Source organism: Nonomuraea antimicrobica, assembly GCF_039536965.1.
Classification (GTDB): Bacteria; Actinomycetota; Actinomycetes; order Streptosporangiales; family Streptosporangiaceae; genus Nonomuraea; species Nonomuraea antimicrobica.
On record NZ_BAAAZP010000120.1, the window covers coordinates 1 to 24,700 of the forward strand.

Here is a 24,700-nt window from a genome sequence, read left to right on the forward strand (position 1 = left end):
CGGCGGCTGGCTGGCCGAGCTGGGCCGCCGCGCCGGTGAGCAGGAAGCGGCGCTGCGCGAACTGGTCGCGGGCGGCCCGCCGCCGCCCAGCGGCACGACGGACCTGCGCGGGCTCCTGGCCCGCCACGGCTCCCCTGAGGTGACGGTCTCGACCCCGGCCACGCCGCTGGTGCTGCCCACGGAGGCGGCCGAGGGCGTCGCGGCGGCAGTTGGCGCGGCCCTGGACAACGTGCGGGCGCACTGCGGGAGCGGGGCGCGGGCGTGGGTGCTGGCGGAGTCGGGGCCGGGCACGGTGACGGGCACGGTGACGGGCACGGTGACGGTCAGCGTCCGCGACGACGGGCCGGGGATCCCGGACGGGCGGCTGGAGGAGGCGGCGGCCGACGGGCGGATGGGGGTCGCCCGCTCGATTCGCGGGCGGGTGGCCGAGCTGGGCGGCGAGGTCTCCATCGTGAGCGTCCCCGGCCAGGGCACCGAGGTCGAGATCACCCTCCCCGCCTGATGAGACGGCGCCGCCGAAGCGGTGACCGTCCCGCTCGACGAGACGGGCCGCCGTCCGAGGTTAGAGTGGCCGCATGGTGCGGGTCATGGTTGTGGACGACCATCCCATGTGGCGTGACGGCGTCGCCAGGGATCTCGCCGAGGCGGGTTACGAGGTCGTGGCCGCCGTGGGGGAGGGGCTGCAGGCGGTGCGGGTGGCCGGGGCGGTGCGGCCCGACGTCGTCGTCCTCGATCTGCGCCTGCCCGACCTGCCCGGCCACGCGGTGGCCGCCCGCCTCGCCCAGGTCGAGCCCGCGCCCAAGGTGCTGGTGCTGTCGGCCAGCGCCGAGCAGGACGACGTGCTCGCGGCCGTCAAGGCCGGCGCCTGCGGATACCTGGTCAAGTCGGCCGGTCGCGAGGAGTTCCTCGACGCCGTGCGCCGTACCGCCGAGGGCGACGCCGTGTTCACCCCCGGCCTGGCCGGTCTCGTGCTGGGGGAGTACCGGCGGCTGGCCGCGCAGCCGGAGCCCGCGGCGGGGCCGCGGCTGACCGAGCGCGAGACCGAGGTGCTCAGGCTGGTCGCCAAGGGCCTGAGCTACCGGCAGATCGCCGCGCGGCTGGTGCTGTCGCACCGCACCGTGCAGAACCACGTCCAGAACACGCTCGGCAAGCTCCAGTTGCACAACCGGGTGGAGCTGGTGCGATATGCGATCGAGCGGGGACTCGACGCGGACTAAACTCGATGGGTCGCGACGTTGCCACCAACGGCGCACTTCCCCGTCTTCCCGGAGGTTCCACCATGACGATGTCCGCCCTGGGCGAGCCGTGCGTTCTGCTCAAGCTGGGCGAGATCGTTCTCAAGGGCAAAAACCGCGAGCTTTTCGAACGTCGCCTGATCAGCAACATCCGCGACGCGCTCCGTACGGTGGGCGTCCAGGTCGACGTGCGCAGGCGGCACGGCGTGATCGCGATCTTCCTGCCCCAGGGGGCCACCGCCGAGCAGGCCGGCGCCGTGGCCGAGCGCGTGGCCGAGGTGCCGGGGCTGGTCTGGATCCACCGCGCCTGGCGGGTCGCCAAAGACCCCGACGCCGTGCTGAAGGCCGGTCTCGAGCTGGTCGGCGAGAGCGAGGAGGCCAAGCGGGGCGCCCGCTTCGCGGTCCGCTCCCGCCGCCGCGACAAGCGCTTCCCGCTGCGCTCCAACGAGCTCGACCGGCTCGTGGGCGGCGCGATCAACGACGAGTACGGCCTGCCCGTCGATCTGAAGAACCCCGAGCTGACGGTGTCCATCGAGGTCGACAGGGACGAGGTGTTCGTCTTCACCGGCGGCATCCCCGGCCAGGGCGGCCTGCCGGTCGGCAGCAGCGGGCGGGCACTGGTGCTCATGTCGGGCGGCATCGACTCGCCGGTGGCGGCCTACCGGATGATGCGGCGCGGCCTGCACGTCGACTTCCTGCACTTCTCCGGCATCCCGTTCACCACGTCCGAGTCGATCTACAAGGCGTACGCGCTGGTCAGGAAGCTCGACCGGTTCCAGGGGAAGTCGCGTCTGTGGGTGGTGCCGTTCGGCAAGGCGCAGCAGTCGATCCGCACGTCCGGCCAGGACCGGCTGGCCGTGATCGCGCAGCGGCGGCTCATGCTCAAGACGGCGGAAGAGGTCGCCCACCGCATCCGGGCCGCCGCGCTGGTCACCGGTGACGCGCTCGGCCAGGTCTCCTCGCAGACGCTGGCCAACATCACCGCCCAGGACAACGCCGTCGAACTGCCGATCCTGCGGCCGCTGGTGGGCTGGGACAAGACCGAGATCATGGCCGAGGCCCGGCGCATCGGCACGCTCGAGATCTCCGAGCTGCCCGACGAAGACTGCTGCTCGCTGCTGGCGCCCAAGCGGGCCGAGACCCGGGCCAAGATCGAGGACCTGAAGCTCATCGAGAAGCGGCTGGACGCCGAGGAGCTGTGCGTGCAACTGGCCGACTCGATCCAGGAGTACACGCTCTAGCCGCGTCCGGCCCCGTGCCGCCGCCCGCCCCCATCACGGCGCTCGTGCGCCGTCGGGGCGAGCGGCGGGGCGCTCAGGCGTCGACCTTGTACGGGTCGTGCTCGCTCAGGAGCTTGTCCAGCCGGGCCTGGTCGACCCGGTTGCTGACCTCCGCCAGCTCGTGCCGGTCGCGTACGACCTTGCACAGGGTGATCGTCGAGGTGACGACGTAGAGCAGGCCGAGCCCGAGGAAGGCCCTGATCCACCCCTCGGTGGGCAGGTAGACGAGGGCGATCACCACGGAGGCCAGCGAGACGGCGAACGACAGGAGCGCCTGGACGTAGAACGCGGCGGTCTGCTTGGTGCGAATGGGCTTCGTCATGAGGCCATCGTGCGCCGGGGACGAAACCCGGCGCATGAGGTCTCGTACTTAAGTTACCCGTGAGTAAGAGACGTCCGGCCCGCTCGGATCCCGGCGGGTCAGGCGGCCGCGGGCACCGCGGCGCGCTTGCCGAGCAGCACCGGGAAGTCGGTCATGACCTGCGCCAGCTCGCCCAGATCGGCGTCGACCAGGGCCTGCGGCCCGTCGCAGAGGGCCTGCTCCGGCAGCGGGTGCACGTCGATGATGACGCCGTCGGCGCCCACCGCGATGGCCGCCCGGGTCAGCGGCAGCACCAGGTCGCGCCGCCCGCCCGAGTGCGAGGGGTCGATGATCACCGGCAGGTGCGACAGGCGCTGCGCCACCGGCACGGCCGACACGTCGAGCGTGTTGCGGGTGGCCGACTCGAACGTCCTGATGCCCCGCTCGCACAGCACGATGTCGAGGTTGCCGCGCTGCGCGATGTACTCGGCGGCCATCAGCCACTCCTCGATCGTGGCGTTCATGCCGCGCTTGAGCATGACCGGGCGCCCCGCCGCGCCGACCGCCTGCAGCAGCGCGAAGTTCTGCATGTTGCGGGTGCCGACCTGCAGCATGTCGGCGTAGGAGGCGACCAGCTCGACGTCCTGGGCGTCCACGACCTCGGTGACGATGGGCAGGCCCGTCTCCTCGCGCACGTCGGCCAGGATGCGCAGGCCCTTCTCGCCCAGCCCCTGGAAGGCGTACGGGGAGGTGCGCGGCTTGAAGGCCCCGCCGCGCAGCAGCACAGCCCCGGCCGCCTGGGCCATCCTGGCCGCGTCGAGCGTCTGCTGGTGGGTCTCCACCGCGCACGGCCCCGCGATCAGCGTCACGGTGTCGGGGCCGATCGGCACGCCGCCCACGTGGACCGTGGAGCGTTCCGGATGGTTCTCCCTGCTGACCAGCTTGTACGGGGTCGACACGCGCATGACGTCGCGCACCCCGGCCATGCCCCGCAGGCTCGCCGCGTCGAGCTGGGCCACGTCGCCGACCAGGCCGACGATGGTGCGCCGCACCCCCTTGCTGACGAACGCCTCCACCCCTGCCGCCTGGACGACGGACACGATCGCCGCGAGATCGTCCGCGGTGGCCTCGGGGCCCATCACGATCACCATGTGCTGCTCGCTCTCTGTGTGGGAAAACCGCTGGAAAAGCTGGAAAACCGCTGGAAAAACGCAGAAGGCCCCGGGTCCTGGTGGACCCGGGGCCTTCGTTCGCCTGTCTGCTAGCGCAGCGTCAGATGGCGAACGGACTCGGGTCCGTCGCCATACCAAAACAGCCACGCGGTGCGCATAGTCGCCCATGTTAGCGCACCGCACCCACTGGTGAGGCACGGACCGTCCGGTGGCAGGATGGCCCAAGACGCGAGACCGGTGAGGGGAGTGATCGTGGAGGAGTCGCGCCTGCCTCCAGGCCAGTACGTCCCGCGCGGCCGGCCCGTGATCCACTACGGCAGGGTGCCCGCGTTCAAGCCCGACACCTGGGACTTCCGCGTCTTCGGCGCCACCGCCTCGGGCCAGGAGCACTGCCTGTCCTGGGACGACTTCGAGCGGCTGCCCCGCACCACGTCCATCGCCGACTTCCACTGCGTCACCAAGTTCTCGCTCATGGCCAACGAGTGGCGCGGCGTGGCCCCGGCCACGATCATGGGCGCCGCCCCGCCCGGCCCCGGCGTGCGCCACGTGATGATCTGGGCCGAGTACGGCTACAGCGCCAACCTGCGGATGTCCGACTTCGCCGCGCCCGGCACGCTGTTCGCCATGGAGCTCGACGAGAAGCCTCTCAGCCCCGACCGGGGCTTCCCGCTGCGCATCGTGGTGCCCCACCTGTACGCGTGGAAGAGCGTCAAGTGGGTGCGCGGCATCGAATACCTCCTGGAGGACCGCCGCGGCTTCTGGGAGGAGCGCGGCTACCACAACGTGGCCGACCCCTGGCGCGAGCAGCGCTACTCCTACCAGGAAGAACCCGGCGAAGGGCCGCCCTGACCTCACTGCGGGTTTCCCCTCGGGCACGCTCTGTTTTGGCTACGGTTTCCCGCATGCTGACCACCGCGTGCGTGGCTGTGTCCGGTCTGGCGTCCGGTCTGGCGTTCGTGCTGGGCTACGGGCTCGCCCGCACCCTAGGGCGCCGCCAAGGGCCACCGGAGCGCCGCAGGGCGGACGACGCGACGTTCACCACGTTGCACGTCGCCGCGATGGCCGCCCCGGCCCTGCGCGCCGGGCTCGACCGAGACTCCGCCCGCAAGGCCGTACGGCACCTGCGCACCCTGCTCGGCACCCAGGCCGTCGCCATCACCTCGGTCGACGCCGCGCTGGCCTGGGAGGGGCCGTGCACCGGCGACGTGCTCACCCACGCCCGCGCCACGCTGGCCGCGGGACGGGCGCAGGTGTTCCCCGGCGAGCCGCACGGGGCCGTCGTGGTGCCGCTGACCGTGGCCGGCTCGGTGGTGGGCGCGCTGGCCGCCTTCGACGACCAGGTCAGCGCCGCGCTCGTGCGTACCGTGACCGAGGTCGGCCGCTGGGTCTCCGGCCAGCTCGAACTGGCCGAGCTCGACTCCTCCCGGCGGCGCGCGACGGAGGCCGAGATGCGCGCCCTGCGCGCCCAGATCTCGCCGCACTTCGTCTACAACGCGCTCACCACGATCGCCTCGTTCGTGCGCACCGACCCCCGGCGGGCCCGCGAGCTGCTGCTCGACTTCGCCGACTTCTCCCGCTACGCCCTGCGCCGCGCCCGCGACTTCACCACCCTGGCCGACGAGCTGACCTGCGTCGATCGCTACCTGCTGCTCGAACGCGCCCGCTTCGGCGACAGGCTGCGCTTCAGCATGCAGGTGTCGCCGGAGGTGCTGCCCGTGCCGGTGCCGTTCCTGTGCCTGCAACCCCTGGTCGAGAACGCCATCAAGCACGGCATGCGCGACCGCGGCGGGCTCGGCGAGGTCCGCGTGGTGGTGCGCGACGCGGGCCTCGAGGCGCACATCACGGTCGAGGACGACGGCGCCGGGATGGACCCCGAGTGCGCGCGCCGCCTGCTGGACGAGGACCCGGCCCGCGAGGGCAGCGGCATCGGCCTGGCCAACGTGGACCTGCGCCTGCGCCAGATCTACGGCGACGGCTACGGGCTCGTCGTGGAGACCGGCCTGGGCGCCGGCACGAAGGTGCGCCTTCGCGTGCCCAAGACCAGACCTGGCTCCATGTAGTCAAAACATTACGCTATGCTGACGTGACTCTTGTGACCTCTGCTCTTATACGGCAGCGTGGTGCACATGCTGAGGGTTCTGGCCGTCGACGACGAAGTGCCCGCTCTTGAGGAGCTCGCCTACCTGCTGCGCCAGGACGAGCGCATCGAGCACGTCGCGACCGCGGCCGACGGCGTCACGGCGCTGCAGGACATGGTCCAGATGATCGGTGGCGGGGAGCGGCTCGACGGGGTGTTCCTCGACATCCGGATGCCCGGCCTCGACGGGCTCGACCTGGCCAGGCTGGTCGGCGGCTTCCCCAGCCCGCCGCGGCTGGTGTTCGTCACGGCCCACGACGACTGCGCGGTGCAGGCGTTCGAGCTGGAGGCGGTCGACTACCTGCTCAAGCCGGTCAGGGCCGAGCGCCTGTCGGAGGCCGTACGCAGGCTGGAGGCCGTCACCTGCCCCGCGCCCGAGCCGGCCCAGGACGACGTGATCCCGGTCGAGCTGGGCGGGCGCACCCGGTTCGTGCCCCAGCAGGCCATCTGGTACGCCGAGGCCAAGGGCGACTACGTCCGCCTGCACACGGTCGACGGCAGCTACCTCGTCCGCATGTCGCTGGCCGCGTTGGAGCGGCGCTGGTCGGAGGCCGGGTTCATCCGCATCCACCGCAGCACGCTGGTCTCGGGCCGGCACGTCAGCGAGTTGAGGTTCGACGGCGGCCGGGTGACGCTCACCGTCGGCACCGAGACGCTGCGGGTCAGCAGGCGCCACAGCCGCCAAGTGCGCGAGCAGCTCGTCCGCCAGCACCGGGAAGTGATCTCGTGACCGCGCCCGGCCGCAGGGTCGTGGCCCGGTGAGCGTGGGGCGGCGCGTCGTCGTGTCGCGACGGCCCGCCGCGCTCGGGCACGGCCCCGCCTCCGTCCGCCCCGCCTCCGTCCGCTCCTTCGACGGGAGCGCCGCCACCGACGTGCCCGCCATCGTGGGCCTGCAGTTACGGCAGGGCCTGCGCACCGTGGCCGCCGTGGGTGGGCTGCTGGTCGGCGCGCCCGTCCTGGCGGCCTGGGTGCCCGACCCGTGGGCCTGGGTGGCGCTGTCGGTGGCCATGCAGGCGGCATGGGTGGCGCTGGCCGTGCGCCAGCTCAGGCGGGCCGAGCGGCTGGAACGATGAGCGTCGCGGTGCTGACCGGGATCGCCTTCGTCGGCGTCCTGGGCGTCGTGGCGGGGGCCGCGCGGCCACGCCGTTCCGTCGGGATGTCGGACTTCCATGTGGCGGCCAGGGCCGTTCCCCCCTGGTGGAACGGCGCCGCCATCAGCTCCGAGTTCACCTCGGCCGCCGCCTGCCTGGGCACGGCCGGGCTCATCGCCGCCCACGGCTCGCCGATGTTGTGGTACCCGGCGGGGGCGGCGGCCGGGTTCGTCCTGGTGCTGGCGCTGGTGGTGGCGCCGTTGCGGCGCTCGGGGACGTACACGCTGCCGGACTTCGCCGAATGGCGGCTGGGCTCGGCTCGGCTGCGCGGCTTCACCACCTGCTTCGTGCTCGTCATCGGGCTGGTGCTGCTGGTCGCGCAGTTGCACGCGGCCGGGGCCGTGGTGCGGCTGCTGACCGGGCTGCCGCCGTGGCTGGGCTGGGCGGCCGTCGCGGCGGCGGCGCTGGGCGTGGCGTTCGCCGGAGAGCTGGGCAGCGTGACGAGCGTGCAGGCCGCGCAGTTCTGGCTGAAGCTGGTCGTCTTCCTCGGGGTGGGGGCGGCCTGCTGGTGGGCCTCGGGGGGCCGGCCGCCCGCCGGCGGGGCGGCCTGGTTCGAGGGGGCGTACCGGACCGGGGGCGCGGAGCTGGCGGGGGCGGGCGACCCGTCGCTGCCGGGGGTGCTGGCCGTGCTGCTGGCCTGCGCGCTGGGCACCGTGGGGCTGCCGCACGTGATAGTGCGGGTCTACACGTGCAGTGACGGGAGCGGGGCCCGGCGGGCGATCGTGGCCACGCAGGTGATGCTGGCCGCCTTCTGCGTCGTGCCGCCGCTGTACGGGGTGCTGGGGCACGTACACGTGCGGGGCGCCGCGGCCGACGAGATGATGCTCCTGCTGCCCGCCAGGCTGCTTCCCGGGGTAGTGGGGGAGGCGCTCACGGGTCTGCTGGCCGCCGGGGCGTTCGCGGCCTTCCTGGCCACCACGGGGGGCGTGCTGGCGGCCGTCGGGGGCGCGGTGTCGGCGTGCGTGTCGCGGGGTGGGGCGCGGGGTGGGGCGCGCTCGTTCCGGGCGGCGGTGGCGGCGGTCATGGTGGCCGCGCTGGCCGTGACGGCGGCCACCACGCCGGGCGCGTCGGTGCCGCTGATGCTGCTGGGCTTCAGCCTCTCGGCGGCGACGTTCTGTCCCATGCTCGTGCTCGCCATCTGGTGGCCCCGGCTCACGGACGCGGGCGTGGCGGCCGGGATCGCGCTCGGCGGGGGCGTGACGGCGGCGCTGGTGGTGGCGGAGCAGGCAGGCGTGTGGACAGGGGCGCTCACTTCCTGCCCCGCGCCGGTGGCCGTACCCGCTGCGTTCGCAGGGATGATAATGATTTCCCTGGTCACACCGGGTCGCACGCCTCGGGGGGTGGGCTCGATGATGGGCAGGATGCATCTGCCCGAGCATCTCGCGGGCCCCCCGGCCCACCGTTCGTCGCACCACGAAGGCCGCTCGTCGCATGAGCACTCTCCGTATGGCGATGACTACTGACCGTTCGACGAGCTGTCCGTAAACGGGGTTTCGCCCGCAAGATCGCGACCGTAGTGTTTCGGCATCGGAAGCCAACCCGGCGCATCGGGGGGGACGAGCCGCAAGGCTCACGAGAGGTCTGGTGCGCCGGCTTCACCGGCGACGCGCAGGTCGCCGCGGCGGTCGGGCCCTGACCGGGGGGTGGGGCCCGCCACGCCGGGTCCGTGAAGGGGCGCCCGCGCGGCCGCTGAACCCGGCCCACGATCCGGCCTTCGGGGGCGGTGGGATCGCGCGTGGGCGTCCCTGTCACGGTGTGTGCGCCGATGGGCGCGTCATCCGCCTTTTGCGCCACGCGGCCCGACGCGGGGCGCGTGGGTGCGCGCTCAGCCGTCACCGGGCCCCCAGGTGCGGTCTTAGGTGTCGCCCGGTGCCGGGGTGGGCTCAGGTGTCGCGTAGTTTCTTCAGCAGGGCGATGTCCTCGGCGTGCTTGGGAGCCTTGCCCGGCGTCTCGATGCAGATCGGCACCCCGGCCACCGCCGGATGCCGCATCAGCTCGGCGAACGGCTCCGCGCCGATGTGCCCGGCCCCGATGTTCTCGTGGCGGTCCTTCTTCGCGCCGCACACGTCTTTGGAGTCGTTGGCGTGGATCAGCTTGAGCCGGCCGGGCGCGATGGCGTGCAGGGCGTCGAACGTCTCCTTCACCCCGCCCGCGGCGGCCAGGTCGTGCCCGGCGGCGAAGGCGTGGCAGGTGTCGAGGCAGACGCCCACGCGCGGATGCCGGTCGAGCGCGGCCAGATAGGGCTCGAGGTCCTGCACGGTGGCGCACAGCATGGCGCCCTGGCCCGCCATCGGCTCCAGCAGCAGGTCGGGCCCGCCCTCCGGGATCTCGTCGAGCAGCGGCAGCAGGTTTTCGCGCACCTGGCGCATCGCGTCGTCGTGCGGCTGCGTCACCGCCGAGCCGGTGTGCACCACCACCCCCTTGGCGGCGATCTCCGCCCCGCGCCGCAGCGTGTGGCGCACGGTCGCGATGGAGTTGGCCAATGTCTCGGGGCTGGGCGAGCCGAAGTTGACCAGATAGGTCGTGTGGACGAACGTCTCCACGCCCGACTCGGCCAGCTTCGCGTCCTCATCGGGCCTGCCCTCGGTGAGCGCCCACCCGCGCGGGTTGGTGACGAACACCTGGATCATCTCGGCGCCGATCTCGGCCATGTATTTCAGGCCGCCCGTAGCCAGGCCGCCCGCCACGGACACGTGTCCGCCGATCAGGGATTTCGCGCTCATGATGGCTATCAGTCTAGGCGCGGCGGCGGACGCCTCCGTCACGGTGACGCCCCCGGACCGGCGCGTACGGACAAAGGTTGGTCCAAGACACCGGGCACTCGCCCTTCGGGCCGCCCGCCCCGGGGAACGCCCTAACGCGTCCGCAGCCGCAGGCCAGACAGGAGAGTCCATGCGTGCCATCGCCATTTCCGACTTCGGGGCAGCCCCGGAGCTCGTCGAGGCGCCCGAGCCCGAGCCCCAGCCGGGCGAGCTGCTCGTACGCCTGCGCGCCGCCGCCTACAACCCGGTGGACGCCAAGATCGCCGCTGGGGCCATGAAGCACCGGATGCAACCTAGGTTCCCGTTCATCATGGGCCAGGACGGCGCCGGGGTCGTGACCGCGGTGGGCGCCGAGGTGAGCGGCTTCCGTCCGGGCGACGAGGTCTACGGCCGCTTCAGCGACCCCGCGCGCGGCCTGGGCAGCTACGCGGAGTACGGAGTCGTGGCCCAGGACGGCCCCGTCGCCCGCATGCCCAAGGGCATGATCCCCGAGCAGGCCGCCGCGGTGCCCACCGCCTGCGCGACGGCCAGGACCCTGGTGGAGGCCGCCCGCCTGGACGAGGGCCACACGGTGCTCGTCGTCGGCGCGACGGGCGGCGTGGGCCAGGCGGTCATCCAGCTCGCGGCACTGGCGGGGGCCCGGGTCATCGCCACCGCCGCGCCCGCCGACGCGGACCTCGTACGCGGGCTGGGCGCGGCCGAGACCGCCGACCACACCACGGGCCGGCTCGCCGACCAGGTGCTCGCCGCCCACCCCGACGGCATCGACGCGGTGCTCGACCTGGTCACCCCGGCCGGCGCCACCAAGCCCGTGGAGGAGCTGTTGCGTCCTGGCGGCGTGATCTGCAGCATCGTGCACGCGCTCGACCTCGACGCGCTGGCCGCCAGGGAGCTGCGCGGCGTGAACGTGGTCAACCAGGTCACCGCCCAGACGCTGGCGGAGCTGGCCGACCTGATCGACGCCGGCCGGCTCAAGGTACGGGTGCAGGCCCAGGTGCCGCTGGACCAGGCTCCCGCCACGCTGTCCCGCCTGGCCGCCGGGCACGCCAGGGGGAAGACCGTCTTCACCATGTGAGCGGGGTTGGAGCATGACACGAAAAGTGCCGCCGATCCGGGTCGCGAATTGGGAGTTCTCGGGGATGGACCGGGCAGCGGGCGCGTGTGTGTACTGCTGACATGTCCGACAACGACTCCGGCACCGGCGGCGGCGCCGCGCTCCTGGTCTTCAACGCCCGGCCGCCCGCCGAGGCCGAGGCCGGTCTGCTGGCCTGCTGCGCCTCGCCCGCGTTCGCCGCGCGGGTGGCGGCGCGCAGGCCGTACGGAGACCTGGACGGGCTGCTGGCCGCCGCCGAGGCGGCCGTGCGGGCACTCGGCTGGGACGACGTGCTGGAGGCCCTGAGCGCGCACCCCAGGATCGGGGAGCGGGCGGACGGCGGCGGCAGGACGGCGGCCTGGTCCCGGCAGGAGCAGTCGGGCGTCGAGGACGGCCTGCGCGCCGCCCTCGCCGAGGGCAACCGCGCCTACGAGGAGCGGTTCGGTCACGTCTACCTCGTCTGTGCCACCGGGCTCACCGGCTCCCAGATGCTGGCCAGGCTCAGGGAACGGCTGGGCAACGAAGGGGAGCGCGAGCGCGAGGTCGTCCGCGCGGAGCTGGCCGCGATCACCCGGCTGCGGCTGGGGAAGCTGATGCAGGAGGGGGCATGAGCTTCTCCACCCACGTGCTGGACGCGGTCACCGGCCGCCCCGCCGCCGGCCTGCGCGTACGCCTCGAACACGACGGCCGGGTCGTGGCCGAGGGACGCACCGACGCCGACGGCCGCCTCAAGGGCTGGGACCCCGGGGCCGGGGTCCACCGGGTGGTGTTCGACACGGGGGAGTATCTGGAGGAGACCTTCTACCCCGAGGTGGTCGTCACCTTCACCGTGACCGACCCCGCCCAGCACTATCACGTGCCGCTCCTGCTCAGCCCGTACGCCTACTCCACCTACCGAGGGAGCTAGATGACCGTCAGGCTCGGCGCGAACCGCTACGGCAAGGCGGAGACCAGGCTCGTCCACGTGGTCAGGGACGGCCCCGTGCACCACCTCAAGGACGTCAACGTCAGCATCTCGCTGTCGGGCGACATGGAGGCGGTCCACCTGACCGGCGACAACGCCGCCGTGCTGCCGACCGACACGCAGAAGAACACGGTCTACGCCTTCGCCAGGCGGCACGGCGTCGGCGAGATCGAGGAGTTCGCGCTCAGGCTGGCGGGGCACTTCACCGCCACGCAGCCGACGATCCAGCACGCCAGGGTGGAGATCGAGGAGTACGGCTGGAACCGCGCGGGACCGCACTCGTTCGTGCGCGCCGGGGGCGAGGTGCGCACGTGCGTGGTGCACCACGACCGCGACGGGCGCCGTACGGTGGTGTCGGGGCTGACGGACCTGGTGGTGCTGAACACGACGGGGTCGGAGTTCCACGGTTACCTCGTGGACGAGTACACCACGCTCCCGCCCGCCACCGACCGCGTGCTGGCCACCGCGGTCGCCGCCCGCTGGCGGCACGCAGGGGACGAGACCCCCTCCTACGCCACGTCGTACGAGGAGGTCCGGGGGGCGCTGCTCGACGCGTTCGCGGGCACCCACAGCCTTTCCCTCCAGCAGACCCTCTACGCCATGGGCGAGCGGGCCCTCGCCACCTCCCCCGGGATCTGCGAGATCAGGCTCTCCCTGCCGAACAGGCACCACTTCGCGGTGGACCTGTCGCCGTTCGGCCTGGACAACGACAACGAGGTCTTCTACGCCGCCGACCGCCCGTACGGACTCATCGAGGGCGGCGTGCTGCGCGAGGACGCGCCCGACGCCGGATTCGCCTGGGAGTAGGCAGACTGGGAGTAGGCAGACATGGACTTCTTGCGCCCCACGACGTGGGAGGAGGCGCTGGCCGCCAAGGCGGACCGACCCGAGGCCGTGCCCATCCAGGGCGGCACCGACGTGATGGTCGAGCTGAACTTCGACGTGCGCAGGCCGGAGGCGCTGCTCGACCTCAACCGGGTGGCCGAGCTGCGGGAGTGGTCGATCGCGGGCGGGTTCTGCCGGGTGGGGGCGGGGGTGCCGTACGCGGCGGTCATCGAGGAGCTGGGCGGGCCCCTGCCTGGGCTGGCGCAGGCCGCCCGTACGGTGGGCTCGCCGCAGATCCGCAACCGCGGGTCGGTGGGCGGGAACCTGGGCGCGGCCTCGCCCGCGGGCGACAGCCATCCGCCGCTGCTGGCGGCAGGGGCGGTGGTCGAGGTGGAGTCGTACGGGCGCGGGGTCAGGATGATCCCGGCCGCCGAGTTCTACCTCGGCGTCAAGCGCAGCGCGCTGGAGCCGGACGAGCTGATCAGGGCCGTCCACGTGCCGCCCGCCACCGGGCCGCAGTACTTCTCGAAGGTCGGCACGCGCAACGCCATGGTGATCGCGGTGTGCTCGTTCGCGATCGCGCTGCACCCGCGCGAGCGGCGGGTCGGCACGGGGCTCGGCTCGGCCGCGCCCACCCCGCGCCGCGCCCTGGAGGCCGAGGAGCTGCTGGCCGCCGAGCTCGACTGGGACGCGCCGCTCGACCCCGCCCTGCTGCGGCGCTTCGGCGAGCTGTGCGCGCGCGCCGCCGCGCCGATCGACGACGTGCGCGGCACCGCCGCCTACCGCGTGCACGCCATCGGCGTGCTGGCCCGCCGCACGCTCACCTGGGCCTGGAACGACCACCTGGAGAAGAGGGCCGCCTGATGCGCGTCACGTTCACCGTCAACGGCCGCGAGGAGAGCGCCGAGAACGTCTGGGAGGGCGAGAGCCTGCTGTACGTACTACGCGAGCGCCTGGGCCTGCCCGGCTCCAAGAACGCCTGCGAGCAGGGCGAATGCGGCTCCTGCACGGTCTACCTGGACGGCCTGCCCGTCTGCGCCTGCCTGGTGGCCGCAGGGCAGGCCGAGGGGCGGCGGGTGCGCACGGTCGAGGGGCTCGCCGACGGGGACCGGCTCGACCCGGTGCAGGAGGCGTTCGCGGAGTGCGGGGCCGTGCAGTGCGGCTTCTGCACGCCGGGACTCCTGGTGCAGGCACACGACCTGCTCGAACGCGTGCCCCGGCCGTCGGACGCGGAGATCAGGGAGGCGCTGGCGGGCAACCTGTGCCGGTGCACCGGCTACGAGAAGATCCTCGACGCGGTACGCCTGGCCGCCGCACGCAAGGCGGACACCCTGTGACCGGCCCCACGTTGATCATCGAGAACGTCCATGTCGCCCCCGTCAACGGTCCCGAGATCGAGTCCGGATACCTCAGGATCGAGGGGGACCGGATCGCCGAGGTGGCCGCCGGGCCCGCCCCCGAGATCCCCGGCGCCACCCGGATCGACGGCACCGGCTGCCTGGCCACCCCCGGCCTGGTCAACACCCACCACCACCTCTACCAGTGGGCCTCGCAGGGGCTGGCCCAGGACGCCACGCTGTTCGAGTGGCTGGTCGCCCTCTACCAGGTGTGGGCCGCCATGGACGCCGAGGTCGTCGCGGGCGCGGCCACGGCCGGGCTGAGCTGGCTCGCCCTGTCGGGCTGCACCACCTCCAGCGACCACCACTACATCTTCCCCAAGGGCAGAGGCGACCTGCTCGCGGCCGAGATCGAGGCCGCCCGCGCGGTGGGCCTACGCTTCCATCCGGCGCGCGGCTCCATGGACCGGGGGGAGTCGCAGGGCGGGCTGCCGCCGGACGACGTCGTCGAGGAGCTGGACGAGATCCTGACCACCACGGCCGAGGCCGTGGACGCCTACCACGACCCGTCGCCCTCCTCCATGCTGCGCGTCGCCGTCGCGCCGTGCTCGCCGTTCTCGGCCAGCGCCGAGCTGATGACCGAGTCGGCGGCCCTGGCCCGCGCGAAGGGCGTACGGCTGCACACGCATCTCGCCGAGACGCTCGACGAGGAGGAGCACTGCCGCGAGCAGTTCGGGCTGCGGCCCGTCGACTACATGGAGAAGCTGGGCTGGCTCGGGCCGGACGTGTGGTTCGCCCACGCCGTGCACCTGAGCGACGCCGACCTCGGCAAGCTGGCCGCCACCGGCACCGGCTCCGCGCACTGCCCCTCCTCCAACGGGCGGCTCGGCGCGGGCATCGCCCGGGTGTCGGAGATGCTGCGGCAGGGGGCGAACGTGGGGCTGGGCGTGGACGGCAACGCCTCCTCCGAGCTGACCCCGCTGGCCGGGGAGATGCGCCAGGCTCTGCTCCTTCAGCGCGCCAGGTACGGCCCCGAGGCCCTCACCGCCAGGCAGGCCCTGGAGCTGGCCACCCTGGGCGGCGCCCGCAACCTGGGCAGGGAGGCCGAACTCGGCACGCTCGAACCCGGCAAGCTCGCCGACCTGGCCCTGTGGCGGATCGACGGGCCGTTCACGGAGGCCAAGGCCGACCCGGTCTGCGCGCTGGTCTTCGGGCCGCCGCCGCCGCTGGCCCGGGTGCTGGTCGGGGGCCGTACGGTGGTGGCCGACGGCGAGCTGCGCACGCTGGCCCAGGACGCGGCCGGTCGCGCGGGCGCCGAGGCCCACCGGAGGCTGCTGCGGCTGGCGCGCGAACGCGGCGTCACGGCCGCCCGGCAGGTCCGCAGGGAGGACGGCGTGGGGGCGTAGTGACCGGGTGGAATCCCGTCCCGTGCCTGCGTACTAGGGTGGAAAGGTAGGAAACGAGAGGGAAAGGGCGGTCTCGTGGCGGAGGAACTCCCAGACGGGCGGCTGGCGCAGCTCAAGAGCACGTTCGCGGCGATCGACACCGACGGCGACGGCTACATCAGCGAGGCCGAGCTGAGGCGGCACTTCCCCGGGCTCTCGGAGGAGGCGCTCGGGGCCATGAGCCAGGAGGCCGACTTCGACCAGGACGGCCGCTACTCCTTCGAGGAGTTCGTCCGCACGGTGTCCTAACGGTGTCCTAACGGTGTCCTAGGTGCGCCGGGCCCCTGCCGGGCCCTTGCTCGCGCGGGCGCCGGGGACTCATGGTGCGGACAGCGTCCGTTCCAGTGGGGTGCGGAAGCGGGGCGTGACCCGGACGTCGCGGAGCCAGGCGGCCAGCCCGGCCGCCTCGGCCTCGATTATGGCCACGGCGTCCGCGCCCACGTCTTCCAGCAGCCGCCACACGATCTCCCCGTCGGGACGCTGCGCCCAGCCGCCCACGACCCGGCCGTCCCACCACACGGTCGGCCCCACGTTGCCGCTGCGGTCGAACAGCTCGGCCCGGTGCTCGGGGAGCAGGTACCAGTCGCGGGCCTGCCAGCCCATCGGGGTCGGGTCGAGCGCGGGCAGCAGCGCCGCCCACGGCTCGGGCGCGGCGTCGGCCCGGTCGCTGGGCCCGTCGCTGGGCCCGCCACTGGGCCCGTCGTGGGGTCCCTCGCCGGGGAGGTCGCCCGGCAGGACGTAGCCGGTGCCCTCGTCCAGGCGCACGGCCACGGCGCCGACGGCGGCCAGGGCGCGGCGGACGTCCTTGAGCGTCCAGCCGGTCCACCACTTGAGGTCCGCCTCCGTGCCGGGGCCGAACGCCGCCAGCCACCGGCACACCAGCTCCGCCTGCGCCTCGTGCACGGCCAGCTCCGCCATCTCGGGGGCCAGGCCCCAGTAGTGCGTGCCGCTGACCCAGGTGCCGGACACGCGGGCGCCGCGGACGAGCCGGCCGTCCATCGCCATCAGGGACAGCAGGCGCGACCCCACGCTCACCACCCCCTCGTACGGCTTGCCCACGGCCACCCTGAACCGCTCGCGCAGCCGCGGCTCCAGCACCCCCAGCTCGGCCGCCGTCGCGTCGCCCGACTCGGCCAGCAGCCGCAGCACGGCCGCCTCGACGTCCTCGAGCCGCGCCGCGTCCCAGCCGCCCTCCGCGAGCAGCTTCAGCACCGACGCGCGCTCCTTGCGGGCGATGGCCAGTGCCGAGGAGTGGTGCACGACCGGTACGAGCCGCGCGGGCACCACGAAGACCGTACGCCGCATGCCGGTCATGCGCACCAGCGTGCGGTCCGCGTACAGGGATCGCTCGACCGGCGCGGGATCGGGGGCGGCCAGCCGCGCGCCCGCCGACAGGAACACCGTGGCCGGGTCGGTGCCGTGCAGCGCCACCACGGACGCCGCCGCCTCCTCCGGCGTGGCCGCCTTACGGGCCAGCCGGTGCCGCAGCGCGAGCCGCGCCCGCCGCTGCCGGGTCGAGATGAGCGGCGGCGAAGACTGCGCCGGCAGGGACTGCGGTGGTGGAATCGGCACGAACGCCCCCTTTTCTCGTGGTGAGCATAGTGGGCGCCCGGATGGGCAGCGGGCGTGACGAGGCCCACGCCACCGCCGTCGACGGGGCGTGGGCCCGAGGTGGTCAGCGACCGCTACTCGACGTACCACGTCGTCCAGCGCGGCGGCCTGGCCGTGCTGAACACGTCCTCACAATTGCAGTTGCCGCATCCAGGGAGCATTTCCGCACCTCGCCTTTGCCTAGGGGAGTAGGTCTTCTACCCGTCGCGACGTGCCCCCACGCTGACGTGCCTGCCAGAGTTCCGGACGAGTCCCGGCGGTATACCGGCGTGGTTCCCCGTAACACGCGAATGTCAGGATGTTGAGTCACGCCTTCCTGCCCGCTCGCACCGGGCAGGAAGGCGTGTCAGGACATTGTTCATCATCAGGTGGGAGTTCGTTGTGGTTCAGCACGTTCTTGTCGCCCCTGACAAGTTCAAGGGGTCGCTGACGGCCGCCGAGGTGGCCTCCCGGGTGTCCGCCGGTCTCGGTGTGCCCACGGTCGAACTGCCCGTGGCCGACGGCGGCGACGGGACGGTCGACGCCGCCGTCGCGGGCGGCTTCAGCCGGATCACGATCGAGGTCACCGGGCCGACCGGTGAGCGCGTCCCCGCCTCGTACGCCTGGCATGCCGCCGACACGGCCGTGGTCGAGCTGGCCGAGGCGTCCGGGCTGCGCCGCCTGCCCGGCGAGCCCGAGCCGCTGACCGCCACCAGCTACGGCACCGGCGAGCTGATCGCCGACGCCGTGCGCCGCGGCGCCAAGCGGATCGTCCTGGGCCTGGGCGGCAGCGCCTGCACCGACGGGGGAGCGGGCCTGGCGCAGGCCCTCGGCGCCCGCCTGCTCGACGCCGACGGCCACGACCTGCCGCGCGGCGGTGCGGCGCTGCGGAAGCTGGCCCGCATCGACCTGTCGGGTTTCCTCGACGTCGCGGGGGTCGAGTTCGTGGTGGCCAGCGACGTGGACAACCCGCTCCTCGGCCCGCACGGCGCCGCCGCCGTCTACGGGCCGCAGAAGGGCGCCACCGCCGACGACGTCGCGACGCTGGAGGCCGGTCTGGCCCGGCTGGCCGCCGTCGCCACCGCCACCCACGGGCTGATGGGGGCCGTGGAGCACGACGGTGTCCCGCGCGCGATGGGCGTGGCGGGCGCGCCGGGGGCGGGGGCGGCGGGCGGGGTGGGGTTCGCGGCGCTGGCGTTCCTGCACGCCGAGATCCGGCCCGGCATCGACTACCTGCTCGACCTGCTCGGGTTCGGCGAGCACGTGAAGGGGGCGCGCCTGGTGATCACGGGCGAGGGCTCGCTCGACGAGCAGTCGCTGCGCGGCAAGGCGCCCATCGGCGTGGCGCAGGCCGCGGCCAGGGCGGGCGTGCCCGTGGTGGCCGTCTGCGGGCGCCGTACGCTCGGCGACGCCGAGCTGAAGGCCGCGGGCATCGAGGCCGCCTACGCCCTGACGGACCTGGAGCCCGACCCGGCCCGCTGCATGTCCGAGGCCGGGCCGCTGCTCGAACGCCTCGCCGCCCGGCTCGCCGCCGACCAGCTTCCGGGGGGAGCTGAATGACCCCTTTCGACCTGGTCGTCAGGTCCCGCAGGACCGTCACGCCCGAGGGAGAGCGGCCCGCCGCCGTCGCCGTACGGGGGGAGAAGATCGCCGCCCTGTACGACCACGCCGCCCCGCTCGCCGCCACCGAGGACATCGACCTGCGCGACCTGGCCCTCCTGCCCGGCCTGGTCGACACCCACGTGCACGTCAACGAGCCAGGACGCGCCCACTGGGAGGGCTTCGCCTCCGCCACCAGGGCGGCCGCCGCCGGAGGCGTCACCACGATCGTGGACATGCCGCTCAACTCGATCCCCCCGACCGTCAGCACCGAGGCCCTCGACGCGAAGCTGCGGGCCGCCGAGGGGAAGTGTCACGTGGACGTCGGGTTCTGGGGCGGGGCCGTGCCCGGCAACGTCAAGGACCTCGCGCCCCTGCACGAGCGCGGCGTCCACGGGTTCAAGTGCTTCATGTCGCCGTCCGGGGTCGAGGAGTTCCCGCCGCTGTCGGTGGCGGAGCTGCGGGTGGCGCTGGAGGAGGTGGCCGGGTTCGGCGGGCTGATGGTGGTGCACGCCGAGGACCCGGCGCTGCTCGCCGAGCCGGGCGGGCCGGGCTATCGGGAGTTCCTCGACTCGCGGCCCGGCGCCGCCGAGCGCAGCGCGGTCGAGACCGTCGTCCGGCTGGCGGAGGAGACCGGGTGCCGGGTGCACATCCTGCACGTCAGCGGTGCCGAGTGCCTGGACGTCCTGGAGGCGGCCAGGGCCGGGGGCGTGGCGGTGACGGCCGAGACCTGCCCTCACTACCTGACGCTGGCGGCCGAGCAGGTGCCCGAGGGGGAGACGGCGTACAAGTGCTGCCCGCCCATCCGTTCGGCGGCCAACCGCGACCTGCTGTGGGACGGGCTGGCCAGGGGCGTGCTGAGCTGCGTGGTGTCCGATCACTCGCCCTCGACGGCCGAGCTGAAGGTGCCCGACTTCGCGGCCGCGTGGGGTGGGATCGCCTCGCTCCAGCTCGGGCTCTCCGCCGTCTGGACGGAGGCCGCGCGGCGCGGGCACGGCCTGGCGGACGTCGTACGCTGGATGTCCGCCAATCCAGCCTCAATAGCCAATATTTCCGGAAAAGGTGGGATAAAGGTTGGCAATGATGCCGATCTCGTGGCCTTCGACCCCGCGGCCGACAACCTGATCGACGCGGCCCGCCTCCACCACAGGAACCCCGTCACCCCGTACCACGGCCGCACGCTCAAGGGCGCCGTCCTGACCACCTGGCTGCGCGGCCGCCCGGTGGACGGCGGCCCGCACGGACGATTCCAGTGGGGAGCCCGGTAGATGACGCCCTTCACCAGCCTGCCCGACCTCGCCCTGCGCGCCTACGGCGGCTCGGTCGTGGCGGCCAGCGACGAGTCCTTCGCCGAGAAGGAGAGCCTGATCAGGCCCGGCCGCCCGGTCTTCCGCCCGGAGACGTTCGGCAACAAGGGCCAGGTCTACGACGGGTGGGAGACCCGCCGCCGCCGCACGCCCGGCCACGACTGGGCCGTGGTGCGGCTCGGCCTGCCCGGCGTGATCCGGGGCGTGGTGATCGACACGGCCTGGTTCAAGGGCAACTACCCGCCGTACGCGTCCGTCGAGGCGACGGCCGTGTCCGGGCACCCGTCGCCCGAGGAGGTGCTCGCGGCCCCGTGGACCGAGATCGTGCCGAGGTCGGCGCTCAAGGGGGACACCGAGCACCACTTCGAGGTCGCCGACGAGGGCCGGCACACCCACGTACGGCTCAACATCCACCCCGACGGGGGCGTCGCCCGGCTCCGGGTGCACGGGGAGGTCCGCCCCGACCTGTCCGCGTACGAGGGCCTCGGCCTCGACCTGGCCGCCCTGGCCAACGGCGGCCTGGTCACCGACTGCTCCGACGAGTTCTACTCGACCCCAGAGAACGTCATCGCCCCGGGGCTCGCCCGCCACCAGGCGGAGGGCTGGGAGACCGCCCGGCGGCGCGACCGGGGCAACGACTGGCTCGTCATCCGGCTGGCCGGGCGCGGCATCGTCAGGCTGGCCGAGATCGACACCACGAACCTGCTGTTCAACGCGCCCGGCGCGGTGTCGCTGACCGGCCTGGACGGCGAACGCGAGGTGACGCTGCTGCCCAGGACCCGGCTGCAGCCCGACACGCCGCACCGCTTCCGCCTCGACCCGGCCGGGCCGGTCACCCACGTGCGGGTGGACATCTACCCGGACGGCGGCCTGGCCCGTGTCCGCCTCCACGGCCACCTGGCCTGACGCCCGGCGGGAGCACGGGTCTACTGCCAGAGGTAGACCGTGCTGCCCGAAGGGCGCTCGCTGTTGGGGAGGGGGCGCTGGTACTGCACGACGCCCCCGTTCGCCAGCCGCTGCACCTTCACCTTGAAGCCCAGCGCCTCTAACTCGGCCTCGGCGTCCTTGACGTTCTTCCCGATCACCCCGGGCACCAGGCTGAACTGCTGGTCGTCACGGGCCTCGGCGTCGCCGCCGCTGAACCACTGCCAGAAGTCCGTCTGGCACCGCGCCACCGTGATCATGACCGGCGCGCCCTGGTTGACCTCGGCCTTGGCCTTGGGCGACTGGGCGATGACCGTGCACGGCTCGGCGTCGTCGTCGACCTCGTTGACCTGCACCTGGAAGCCCTGCCCGCCGAGATAGCCGGCCGCCTCGTCCTTCGGCATGCCGGAGACGTCGGGCATGACGAGCCCGGCGCTGACGAGGATCTTGATCCTGGCGTTCTTCTTGACCTTCGCGCCCACCTGCGGCGAGGTGCTGATCACCTTGTCGCGCTCGACCCCCGCGTTGGGCACGCGGCTGACGGTGCCGACCGTCAGCCCGGCCTTGGCGATCGCGGCGCGGGCGTCGTTGCCGGTCATGCCCGACACGTTGGGCACCACGATGCGCTCGGGGCCCAGCGAGAGCACCAGCGTGACCGTCGAGCCCTCCTCCAGCTCGGCGCCGGGCCCCGGGGAGGTGCTGAGCACCAGGCCCTCGGCGAGCTTCTCGTCGTACTGGCCGTCGGCCTCGCGCACCTGCAGCCCCCGGGCCGCGAGCTCCCGCTCGGCGTCGGTGAGCTTCGAGCCGATCAGGCTGGGCACGGCGACGTATTCGGGCTGGGCGATGTACCAGCCGACCAGCCCGACCACGACCACCAGCACGGCGGCCAGCGTCACCAGGGGCCACTTGGGCCGGCGCGCGCGGTGCGCGGGCGCCTCCGCGCGCGGCTGGATCAGCGTGTGACCGGGGGCCGCCTGCGGCACCGACTGCGCCGCCGACGCCGCCGACATGGCGTGGCCCGCCGGCGGCTGGGTGTGCGACAGGACCGGGCCGGTGCCCGGCGGGACGCTCATCCGCGGCAGCATGCGGTGCGCGTCGACCGCCGCCACCAGCAGCGCGGTCGCGTCGGCAGGCCGCTCGTGCGGCTCACGGGCGGTCGCGTGGCCCACCAGCGTGTCGATCAGCGGCGGCACGTCGGGCGCCACCGAGGACGGCGGCGGCACGGTGTCGTGGACGTGCCGGTAGGCCACCGCCATCGGCGTCTCGCCGTCGTAGGGCTGCTGCCCCGTCACCAGCTCGAACAGCATGATGCCCGCGGCGTAGACGTCGCTGCGCACGTCGGCGGCGCCCATGGTGACCTGCTCGGGCGCCATGTAGCCGACCGTGCCGATCATCATGCCGGTGCGGGTCTGGTTGGTCGCCTCGATCGCCCTGGCCAGGCCGAAGTCGACGACCTTGACCCGGCCGTCGTCGGTCATCAGCACGTTTTCCGGCTTGACGTCGCGATGCACCATCCCGGCCTGGTGGGCCGCGCCGAGGGCGGCCAGCACCGGGATCATGATCTCGAGGGCCTCACGGGCCGGGAGCCTGCCGCGCTCGCGCAGGATGTCGCGCAGGGTGCGGCCAGGGACGTATTCCATCGACAGGTAGACGATGTCGTTGTCGGTGCCCTGGTCGAAGACGTGCACCACGTTGGGGTGGGACAGGCTGGCAACCGACTTCGCCTCGCCGATGAACCTCCGGACGAACGCCGGGTCCTCGGCGAGCGAGCGATGCATGACCTTCAGCGCCACCGTCCGGTCGAGCCGGATGTCCAGCGCGAGGTAGACGGTCGCCATACCGCCCCGGGCGATCCGGCTCTCGATGCGGTAGCGCCTATCGAGAAGCCGCCCGACCAGGGGGTCCGCAGTCGTCGTATCCACCCCGCCGAGTTTACGGGCGTTTTGGCCCCGGCATGGCCCTACCGCCCGAAACCGATGCGGAGACGTGCCGTAGGAACGCCCTCACGCCGTCATCGGAGAGGACGCCTCGGCGTAGCGGCGGCGCGGGATGCGCCCCGCCTGCCGCGCCTGCCGCCCGGCCACCACCGCCCCCTTCATGGCCGCCGCCATGAGGTCGGGCCGCTGCGCCCGGGTGACGGCCGTGGCCAGCAGTACGGCGTCGCAGCCCAGCTCCATCGCCAGGGCGGCGTCACTGGCTGTGCCGATGCCCGCGTCGAGGATCACCGGCACGCCGGCGGCCTCCACGATCAACTCGATGCTGTGCGGGTTGCGGATGCCCAGCCCGGACCCGATCGGCGCCCCCAGGGGCATCACGGCCGCGCAGCCGGCCTGCTCCAGCCGCCGCGCCAGCGCGGGATCGTCCCCGATGTACGGCAGCACCACGAACCCGTCGGCCACCAGCCGCTCGGCCGCGTCGAACGTCTCGATCGGGTCGGGCAGCAGCGTGCGCTCGTCGGCGATGACCTCGAGCTTGACCCAGTTCGTGCCCAGGGCCTCCCTGGCCAGCCGCGCCGTCAGCACGGCGTCGCCCGCGGTGAAGCAGCCCGCGGTGTTCGGCAGCACCTTGATGTCGCGCCCGCGCAGCACGTCGAGCACGGAGCCGCGCGCGCCTGGGTCGAGCCGCCGCATCGCCACCGTGGTCAGCTCGGTGCCCGACGCCGCCAGCGCCTGGTCGAGCACCTCCAGCGAGGGGGCGCCGCCCGTGCCCATGATGAGCCGGGAGGAGAACTTCTCCCCGGCGATGATCAGATCATCCACCTTGCACCGCCGTCAGAACCTCCACGCGGTCACGGTCGCTGAGCGCCGTCGTCTCCCAGGCGCCGCGGATGACCACCTCGTCGTTCAGTGCCACGGCCACGCCGGTGGTGGCCGCGGTCAATGTGCGTACGGCCTGCGCCACGGTCGTGCCGTCGGCCACCTCGTGCGTGGCCCCGTTGATGGTAACAATCATGAAATTTCCCGAAATCTCCCTGGGGCGCACAGCGCCGCCAGCTCGCTCTCCTCGCCCAGCAGAATGGCCGTCGTGAGCGGGGCCAGCAGCACGCCGCCCCGATGGTGCCCGGTCGCGTACGTCAGCCCCGGGGTGCCGCTCGGGCCGATGAGCGGCAGGTTGTCCGGCGTGCCGGGACGCAGCCCGGCCACCACGTCGCCGATCTCCAGCTCGGTGACGCCCGGCACCAGCTCTCTGGCGTCGCGCAGCAGCTCGTACAGGCCGCCCGCCGTGACCCTGGTGTCGAAGCCCAGCTCCTCCTGGGTGGCCCCGACCACCAGCTCACCGTCGCCCCGGGGGACCAGGTAGACCGACGAGCCGTGCACGGTGCCGCGTACGCAGCGGGTGAGCAGCGGATGCGGAGAACGCAACCGCATGATCTGCCCCTTGACCGGGCGTACCGGCACCTCGGCCAGCTCGGCGCTCCAGGCTCCGGCGGCCAGCACCACCCGCTCGGCCTCCAGGGTCTCGCCGCCGGGTCCGTCGAGTCGTACGCCCGTGACCGCGCCCGTGGCGGTGCCCGTGACGGTGCCGCCCGCGCGCAGCAGCTCGCGCGCCCGCGCCCGCACCACGGGCACGCCGCGCCG

Annotated in this window: 27 protein-coding genes; 19 read left to right on the forward strand and 8 right to left on the reverse strand. The window is 73.3% G+C overall.

Going from position 1 to position 24,700, the window contains the following annotated elements; genetic code table 11:
- From ABD844_RS32915 to thiI, 3 genes are all read left to right on the forward strand, one after another.
- Window positions 1-502: ATP-binding protein (locus ABD844_RS32915; RefSeq protein ID WP_344886660.1), on the forward strand; the 502-nt coding region annotated here is incomplete at its 5' end.
- A gap of 73 nt (window positions 503-575) precedes the next feature.
- Entirely contained in the window at window positions 576-1,217 is a 642-nt protein-coding gene (locus tag ABD844_RS32920) for a response regulator (protein ID WP_344886662.1), read from the forward strand.
- A gap of 62 nt (window positions 1,218-1,279) precedes the next feature.
- Window positions 1,280-2,476 carry a tRNA uracil 4-sulfurtransferase ThiI gene (gene thiI, locus ABD844_RS32925; protein ID WP_344886665.1) on the forward strand — a complete coding sequence of 399 codons (1,197 nt, stop codon included), beginning with the start codon at window positions 1,280-1,282 and terminating at the stop codon, window positions 2,474-2,476.
- Window positions 2,477-2,549: 73 nt separating this feature from the next.
- On the opposite strand, the gene ABD844_RS32930 is transcribed toward thiI, so the two are convergent.
- Both ABD844_RS32930 and aroF read right to left on the reverse strand, forming a co-directional pair.
- Complete coding sequence (locus tag ABD844_RS32930; RefSeq protein WP_344886667.1) at window positions 2,550-2,837, reverse strand: YiaA/YiaB family inner membrane protein; 288 nt, start codon at window positions 2,835-2,837, stop codon at window positions 2,550-2,552.
- A 98-nt stretch (window positions 2,838-2,935) separates the two neighbouring features.
- The gene (gene aroF, locus ABD844_RS32935) at window positions 2,936-3,967 is read right to left on the reverse strand and encodes a 3-deoxy-7-phosphoheptulonate synthase (RefSeq protein WP_344886669.1); all 1,032 of its coding nucleotides are present in this window, start codon (window positions 3,965-3,967) and stop codon (window positions 2,936-2,938) included.
- A 273-nt stretch (window positions 3,968-4,240) separates the two neighbouring features.
- Between aroF and ABD844_RS32940 the strand changes: the two genes are divergently transcribed.
- The 5 genes from ABD844_RS32940 to ABD844_RS32960 all read left to right on the forward strand — a co-directional run bounded on the left by ABD844_RS32940 (window position 4,241) and on the right by ABD844_RS32960 (window position 8,739).
- Window positions 4,241-4,837: a molybdopterin-dependent oxidoreductase gene (locus tag ABD844_RS32940; RefSeq protein ID WP_344886671.1), complete on the forward strand. Its 597-nt coding sequence runs from the start codon at window positions 4,241-4,243 to the stop codon at window positions 4,835-4,837.
- A gap of 53 nt (window positions 4,838-4,890) precedes the next feature.
- Window positions 4,891-6,048 (forward strand): sensor histidine kinase, encoded by a 1,158-nt coding sequence (locus ABD844_RS32945; RefSeq protein ID WP_344886673.1) that lies wholly within the window; start codon window positions 4,891-4,893, stop codon window positions 6,046-6,048.
- A 66-nt stretch (window positions 6,049-6,114) separates the two neighbouring features.
- Entirely contained in the window at window positions 6,115-6,855 is a 741-nt protein-coding gene (locus tag ABD844_RS32950; RefSeq protein WP_344886675.1) for a LytR/AlgR family response regulator transcription factor, read from the forward strand.
- Window positions 6,856-6,883: 28 nt separating this feature from the next.
- Window positions 6,884-7,198, forward strand: a complete 315-nt coding sequence (locus tag ABD844_RS32955; RefSeq protein WP_344886677.1) for a hypothetical protein — start codon at window positions 6,884-6,886, stop codon at window positions 7,196-7,198.
- The gene (locus tag ABD844_RS32960; protein ID WP_344886680.1) at window positions 7,195-8,739 is read left to right on the forward strand and encodes a sodium:solute symporter family transporter; all 1,545 of its coding nucleotides are present in this window, start codon (window positions 7,195-7,197) and stop codon (window positions 8,737-8,739) included. Before ABD844_RS32955 ends, ABD844_RS32960 begins: the two co-directional genes overlap by 4 nt.
- A gap of 420 nt (window positions 8,740-9,159) precedes the next feature.
- Here the strand turns inward: ABD844_RS32960 and ABD844_RS32965 are convergent, their stop codons facing one another.
- Window positions 9,160-9,999: a deoxyribonuclease IV gene (locus tag ABD844_RS32965; RefSeq protein ID WP_344886682.1), complete on the reverse strand. Its 840-nt coding sequence runs from the start codon at window positions 9,997-9,999 to the stop codon at window positions 9,160-9,162.
- A 169-nt stretch (window positions 10,000-10,168) separates the two neighbouring features.
- On the opposite strand from ABD844_RS32965, the gene ABD844_RS32970 reads away from it, so the two are divergent.
- From ABD844_RS32970 to ABD844_RS33005, 8 genes are all read left to right on the forward strand, one after another.
- Window positions 10,169-11,113, forward strand: a complete 945-nt coding sequence (locus ABD844_RS32970) for an NADP-dependent oxidoreductase (RefSeq protein ID WP_344886684.1) — start codon at window positions 10,169-10,171, stop codon at window positions 11,111-11,113.
- A 101-nt stretch (window positions 11,114-11,214) separates the two neighbouring features.
- Complete coding sequence (uraD, locus tag ABD844_RS32975; protein ID WP_344886686.1) at window positions 11,215-11,742, forward strand: 2-oxo-4-hydroxy-4-carboxy-5-ureidoimidazoline decarboxylase; 528 nt, start codon at window positions 11,215-11,217, stop codon at window positions 11,740-11,742.
- Window positions 11,739-12,038, forward strand: coding sequence for a hydroxyisourate hydrolase (gene uraH, locus ABD844_RS32980; RefSeq protein ID WP_344886688.1), 300 nt, complete (start codon window positions 11,739-11,741; stop codon window positions 12,036-12,038). Before uraD ends, uraH begins: the two co-directional genes overlap by 4 nt.
- A complete protein-coding gene (gene pucL / locus ABD844_RS32985; protein ID WP_344886690.1) occupies window positions 12,039-12,902 on the forward strand; it encodes a factor-independent urate hydroxylase in 864 nt (287 codons plus the stop codon). It abuts the gene before it with no gap.
- 21 nt (window positions 12,903-12,923) lie between these two features.
- Complete coding sequence (locus ABD844_RS32990) at window positions 12,924-13,784, forward strand: FAD binding domain-containing protein (RefSeq protein ID WP_344886692.1); 861 nt, start codon at window positions 12,924-12,926, stop codon at window positions 13,782-13,784.
- Entirely contained in the window at window positions 13,784-14,257 is a 474-nt protein-coding gene (locus ABD844_RS32995) for a (2Fe-2S)-binding protein (RefSeq protein ID WP_344886694.1), read from the forward strand. Before ABD844_RS32990 ends, ABD844_RS32995 begins: the two co-directional genes overlap by 1 nt.
- Window positions 14,254-15,663, forward strand: coding sequence for an 8-oxoguanine deaminase (locus ABD844_RS33000; protein WP_344886696.1), 1,410 nt, complete (start codon window positions 14,254-14,256; stop codon window positions 15,661-15,663). Before ABD844_RS32995 ends, ABD844_RS33000 begins: the two co-directional genes overlap by 4 nt.
- Window positions 15,664-15,738: 75 nt before the next feature.
- Window positions 15,739-15,951, forward strand: a complete 213-nt coding sequence (locus ABD844_RS33005) for an EF-hand domain-containing protein (protein WP_344886698.1) — start codon at window positions 15,739-15,741, stop codon at window positions 15,949-15,951.
- A gap of 69 nt (window positions 15,952-16,020) precedes the next feature.
- On the opposite strand, the gene ABD844_RS33010 is transcribed toward ABD844_RS33005, so the two are convergent.
- Complete coding sequence (locus tag ABD844_RS33010; RefSeq protein WP_344886700.1) at window positions 16,021-17,274, reverse strand: winged helix DNA-binding domain-containing protein; 1,254 nt, start codon at window positions 17,272-17,274, stop codon at window positions 16,021-16,023.
- A gap of 420 nt (window positions 17,275-17,694) precedes the next feature.
- On the opposite strand from ABD844_RS33010, the gene ABD844_RS33015 reads away from it, so the two are divergent.
- The 3 genes from ABD844_RS33015 to alc are packed head-to-tail and all read left to right on the forward strand — an operon-like array spanning window position 17,695 to window position 21,104.
- Window positions 17,695-18,852, forward strand: coding sequence for a glycerate kinase (locus ABD844_RS33015; protein ID WP_344886702.1), 1,158 nt, complete (start codon window positions 17,695-17,697; stop codon window positions 18,850-18,852).
- A complete protein-coding gene (gene allB / locus ABD844_RS33020; protein WP_344886704.1) occupies window positions 18,849-20,159 on the forward strand; it encodes an allantoinase AllB in 1,311 nt (436 codons plus the stop codon). Before ABD844_RS33015 ends, allB begins: the two co-directional genes overlap by 4 nt.
- Window positions 20,160-21,104, forward strand: a complete 945-nt coding sequence (alc, locus tag ABD844_RS33025; protein WP_344886706.1) for an allantoicase — start codon at window positions 20,160-20,162, stop codon at window positions 21,102-21,104.
- A 20-nt stretch (window positions 21,105-21,124) separates the two neighbouring features.
- Here the strand turns inward: alc and pknB are convergent, their stop codons facing one another.
- The 4 genes from pknB to ABD844_RS33045 form a co-directional block, all read right to left on the reverse strand.
- Window positions 21,125-23,044, reverse strand: a complete 1,920-nt coding sequence (pknB, locus tag ABD844_RS33030) for a Stk1 family PASTA domain-containing Ser/Thr kinase (protein ID WP_344886708.1) — start codon at window positions 23,042-23,044, stop codon at window positions 21,125-21,127.
- Between the two features lie 81 nt (window positions 23,045-23,125).
- Complete coding sequence (locus tag ABD844_RS33035) at window positions 23,126-23,881, reverse strand: thiazole synthase (RefSeq protein ID WP_344886710.1); 756 nt, start codon at window positions 23,879-23,881, stop codon at window positions 23,126-23,128.
- Complete coding sequence (gene thiS / locus ABD844_RS33040) at window positions 23,874-24,074, reverse strand: sulfur carrier protein ThiS (protein WP_344886712.1); 201 nt, start codon at window positions 24,072-24,074, stop codon at window positions 23,874-23,876. Before thiS ends, ABD844_RS33035 begins: the two co-directional genes overlap by 8 nt.
- Window positions 24,071-24,700, reverse strand: a 630-nt coding sequence (locus ABD844_RS33045) for an FAD-dependent oxidoreductase (protein ID WP_344886714.1), incomplete at its 5' end; no start/stop codon positions are given. The genes ABD844_RS33045 and thiS, both read right to left, overlap by 4 nt.

Excerpts from the sequence above, each read along its gene's own strand:
- ABD844_RS32920 (WP_344886662.1), top strand. The coding sequence starts at position 576 with ATGGTGCGGGTCATGGTTGTGGACGACCATCCCATGTGGCGTGACGGC.
- thiI (WP_344886665.1), top strand. The coding sequence starts at position 1,280 with ATGACGATGTCCGCCCTGGGCGAGCCGTGCGTTCTGCTCAAGCTGGGC.
- ABD844_RS32930 (WP_344886667.1), bottom strand. The coding sequence starts at position 2,837 with ATGACGAAGCCCATTCGCACCAAGCAGACCGCCGCGTTCTACGTCCAG.
- aroF (WP_344886669.1), bottom strand. The coding sequence starts at position 3,967 with ATGGTGATCGTGATGGGCCCCGAGGCCACCGCGGACGATCTCGCGGCG.
- ABD844_RS32945 (WP_344886673.1), top strand. The coding sequence starts at position 4,891 with ATGCTGACCACCGCGTGCGTGGCTGTGTCCGGTCTGGCGTCCGGTCTG.
- ABD844_RS32950 (WP_344886675.1), top strand. The coding sequence starts at position 6,115 with ATGCTGAGGGTTCTGGCCGTCGACGACGAAGTGCCCGCTCTTGAGGAG.
- ABD844_RS32960 (WP_344886680.1), top strand. The coding sequence starts at position 7,195 with ATGAGCGTCGCGGTGCTGACCGGGATCGCCTTCGTCGGCGTCCTGGGC.
- ABD844_RS32965 (WP_344886682.1), bottom strand. The coding sequence starts at position 9,999 with ATGAGCGCGAAATCCCTGATCGGCGGACACGTGTCCGTGGCGGGCGGC.
- ABD844_RS32970 (WP_344886684.1), top strand. The coding sequence starts at position 10,169 with ATGCGTGCCATCGCCATTTCCGACTTCGGGGCAGCCCCGGAGCTCGTC.
- uraD (WP_344886686.1), top strand. The coding sequence starts at position 11,215 with ATGTCCGACAACGACTCCGGCACCGGCGGCGGCGCCGCGCTCCTGGTC.
- uraH (WP_344886688.1), top strand. The coding sequence starts at position 11,739 with ATGAGCTTCTCCACCCACGTGCTGGACGCGGTCACCGGCCGCCCCGCC.
- pucL (WP_344886690.1), top strand. The coding sequence starts at position 12,039 with ATGACCGTCAGGCTCGGCGCGAACCGCTACGGCAAGGCGGAGACCAGG.
- ABD844_RS32990 (WP_344886692.1), top strand. The coding sequence starts at position 12,924 with ATGGACTTCTTGCGCCCCACGACGTGGGAGGAGGCGCTGGCCGCCAAG.
- ABD844_RS32995 (WP_344886694.1), top strand. The coding sequence starts at position 13,784 with ATGCGCGTCACGTTCACCGTCAACGGCCGCGAGGAGAGCGCCGAGAAC.
- allB (WP_344886704.1), top strand. The coding sequence starts at position 18,849 with ATGACCCCTTTCGACCTGGTCGTCAGGTCCCGCAGGACCGTCACGCCC.
- alc (WP_344886706.1), top strand. The coding sequence starts at position 20,160 with ATGACGCCCTTCACCAGCCTGCCCGACCTCGCCCTGCGCGCCTACGGC.
- thiS (WP_344886712.1), bottom strand. The coding sequence starts at position 24,074 with ATGATTGTTACCATCAACGGGGCCACGCACGAGGTGGCCGACGGCACG.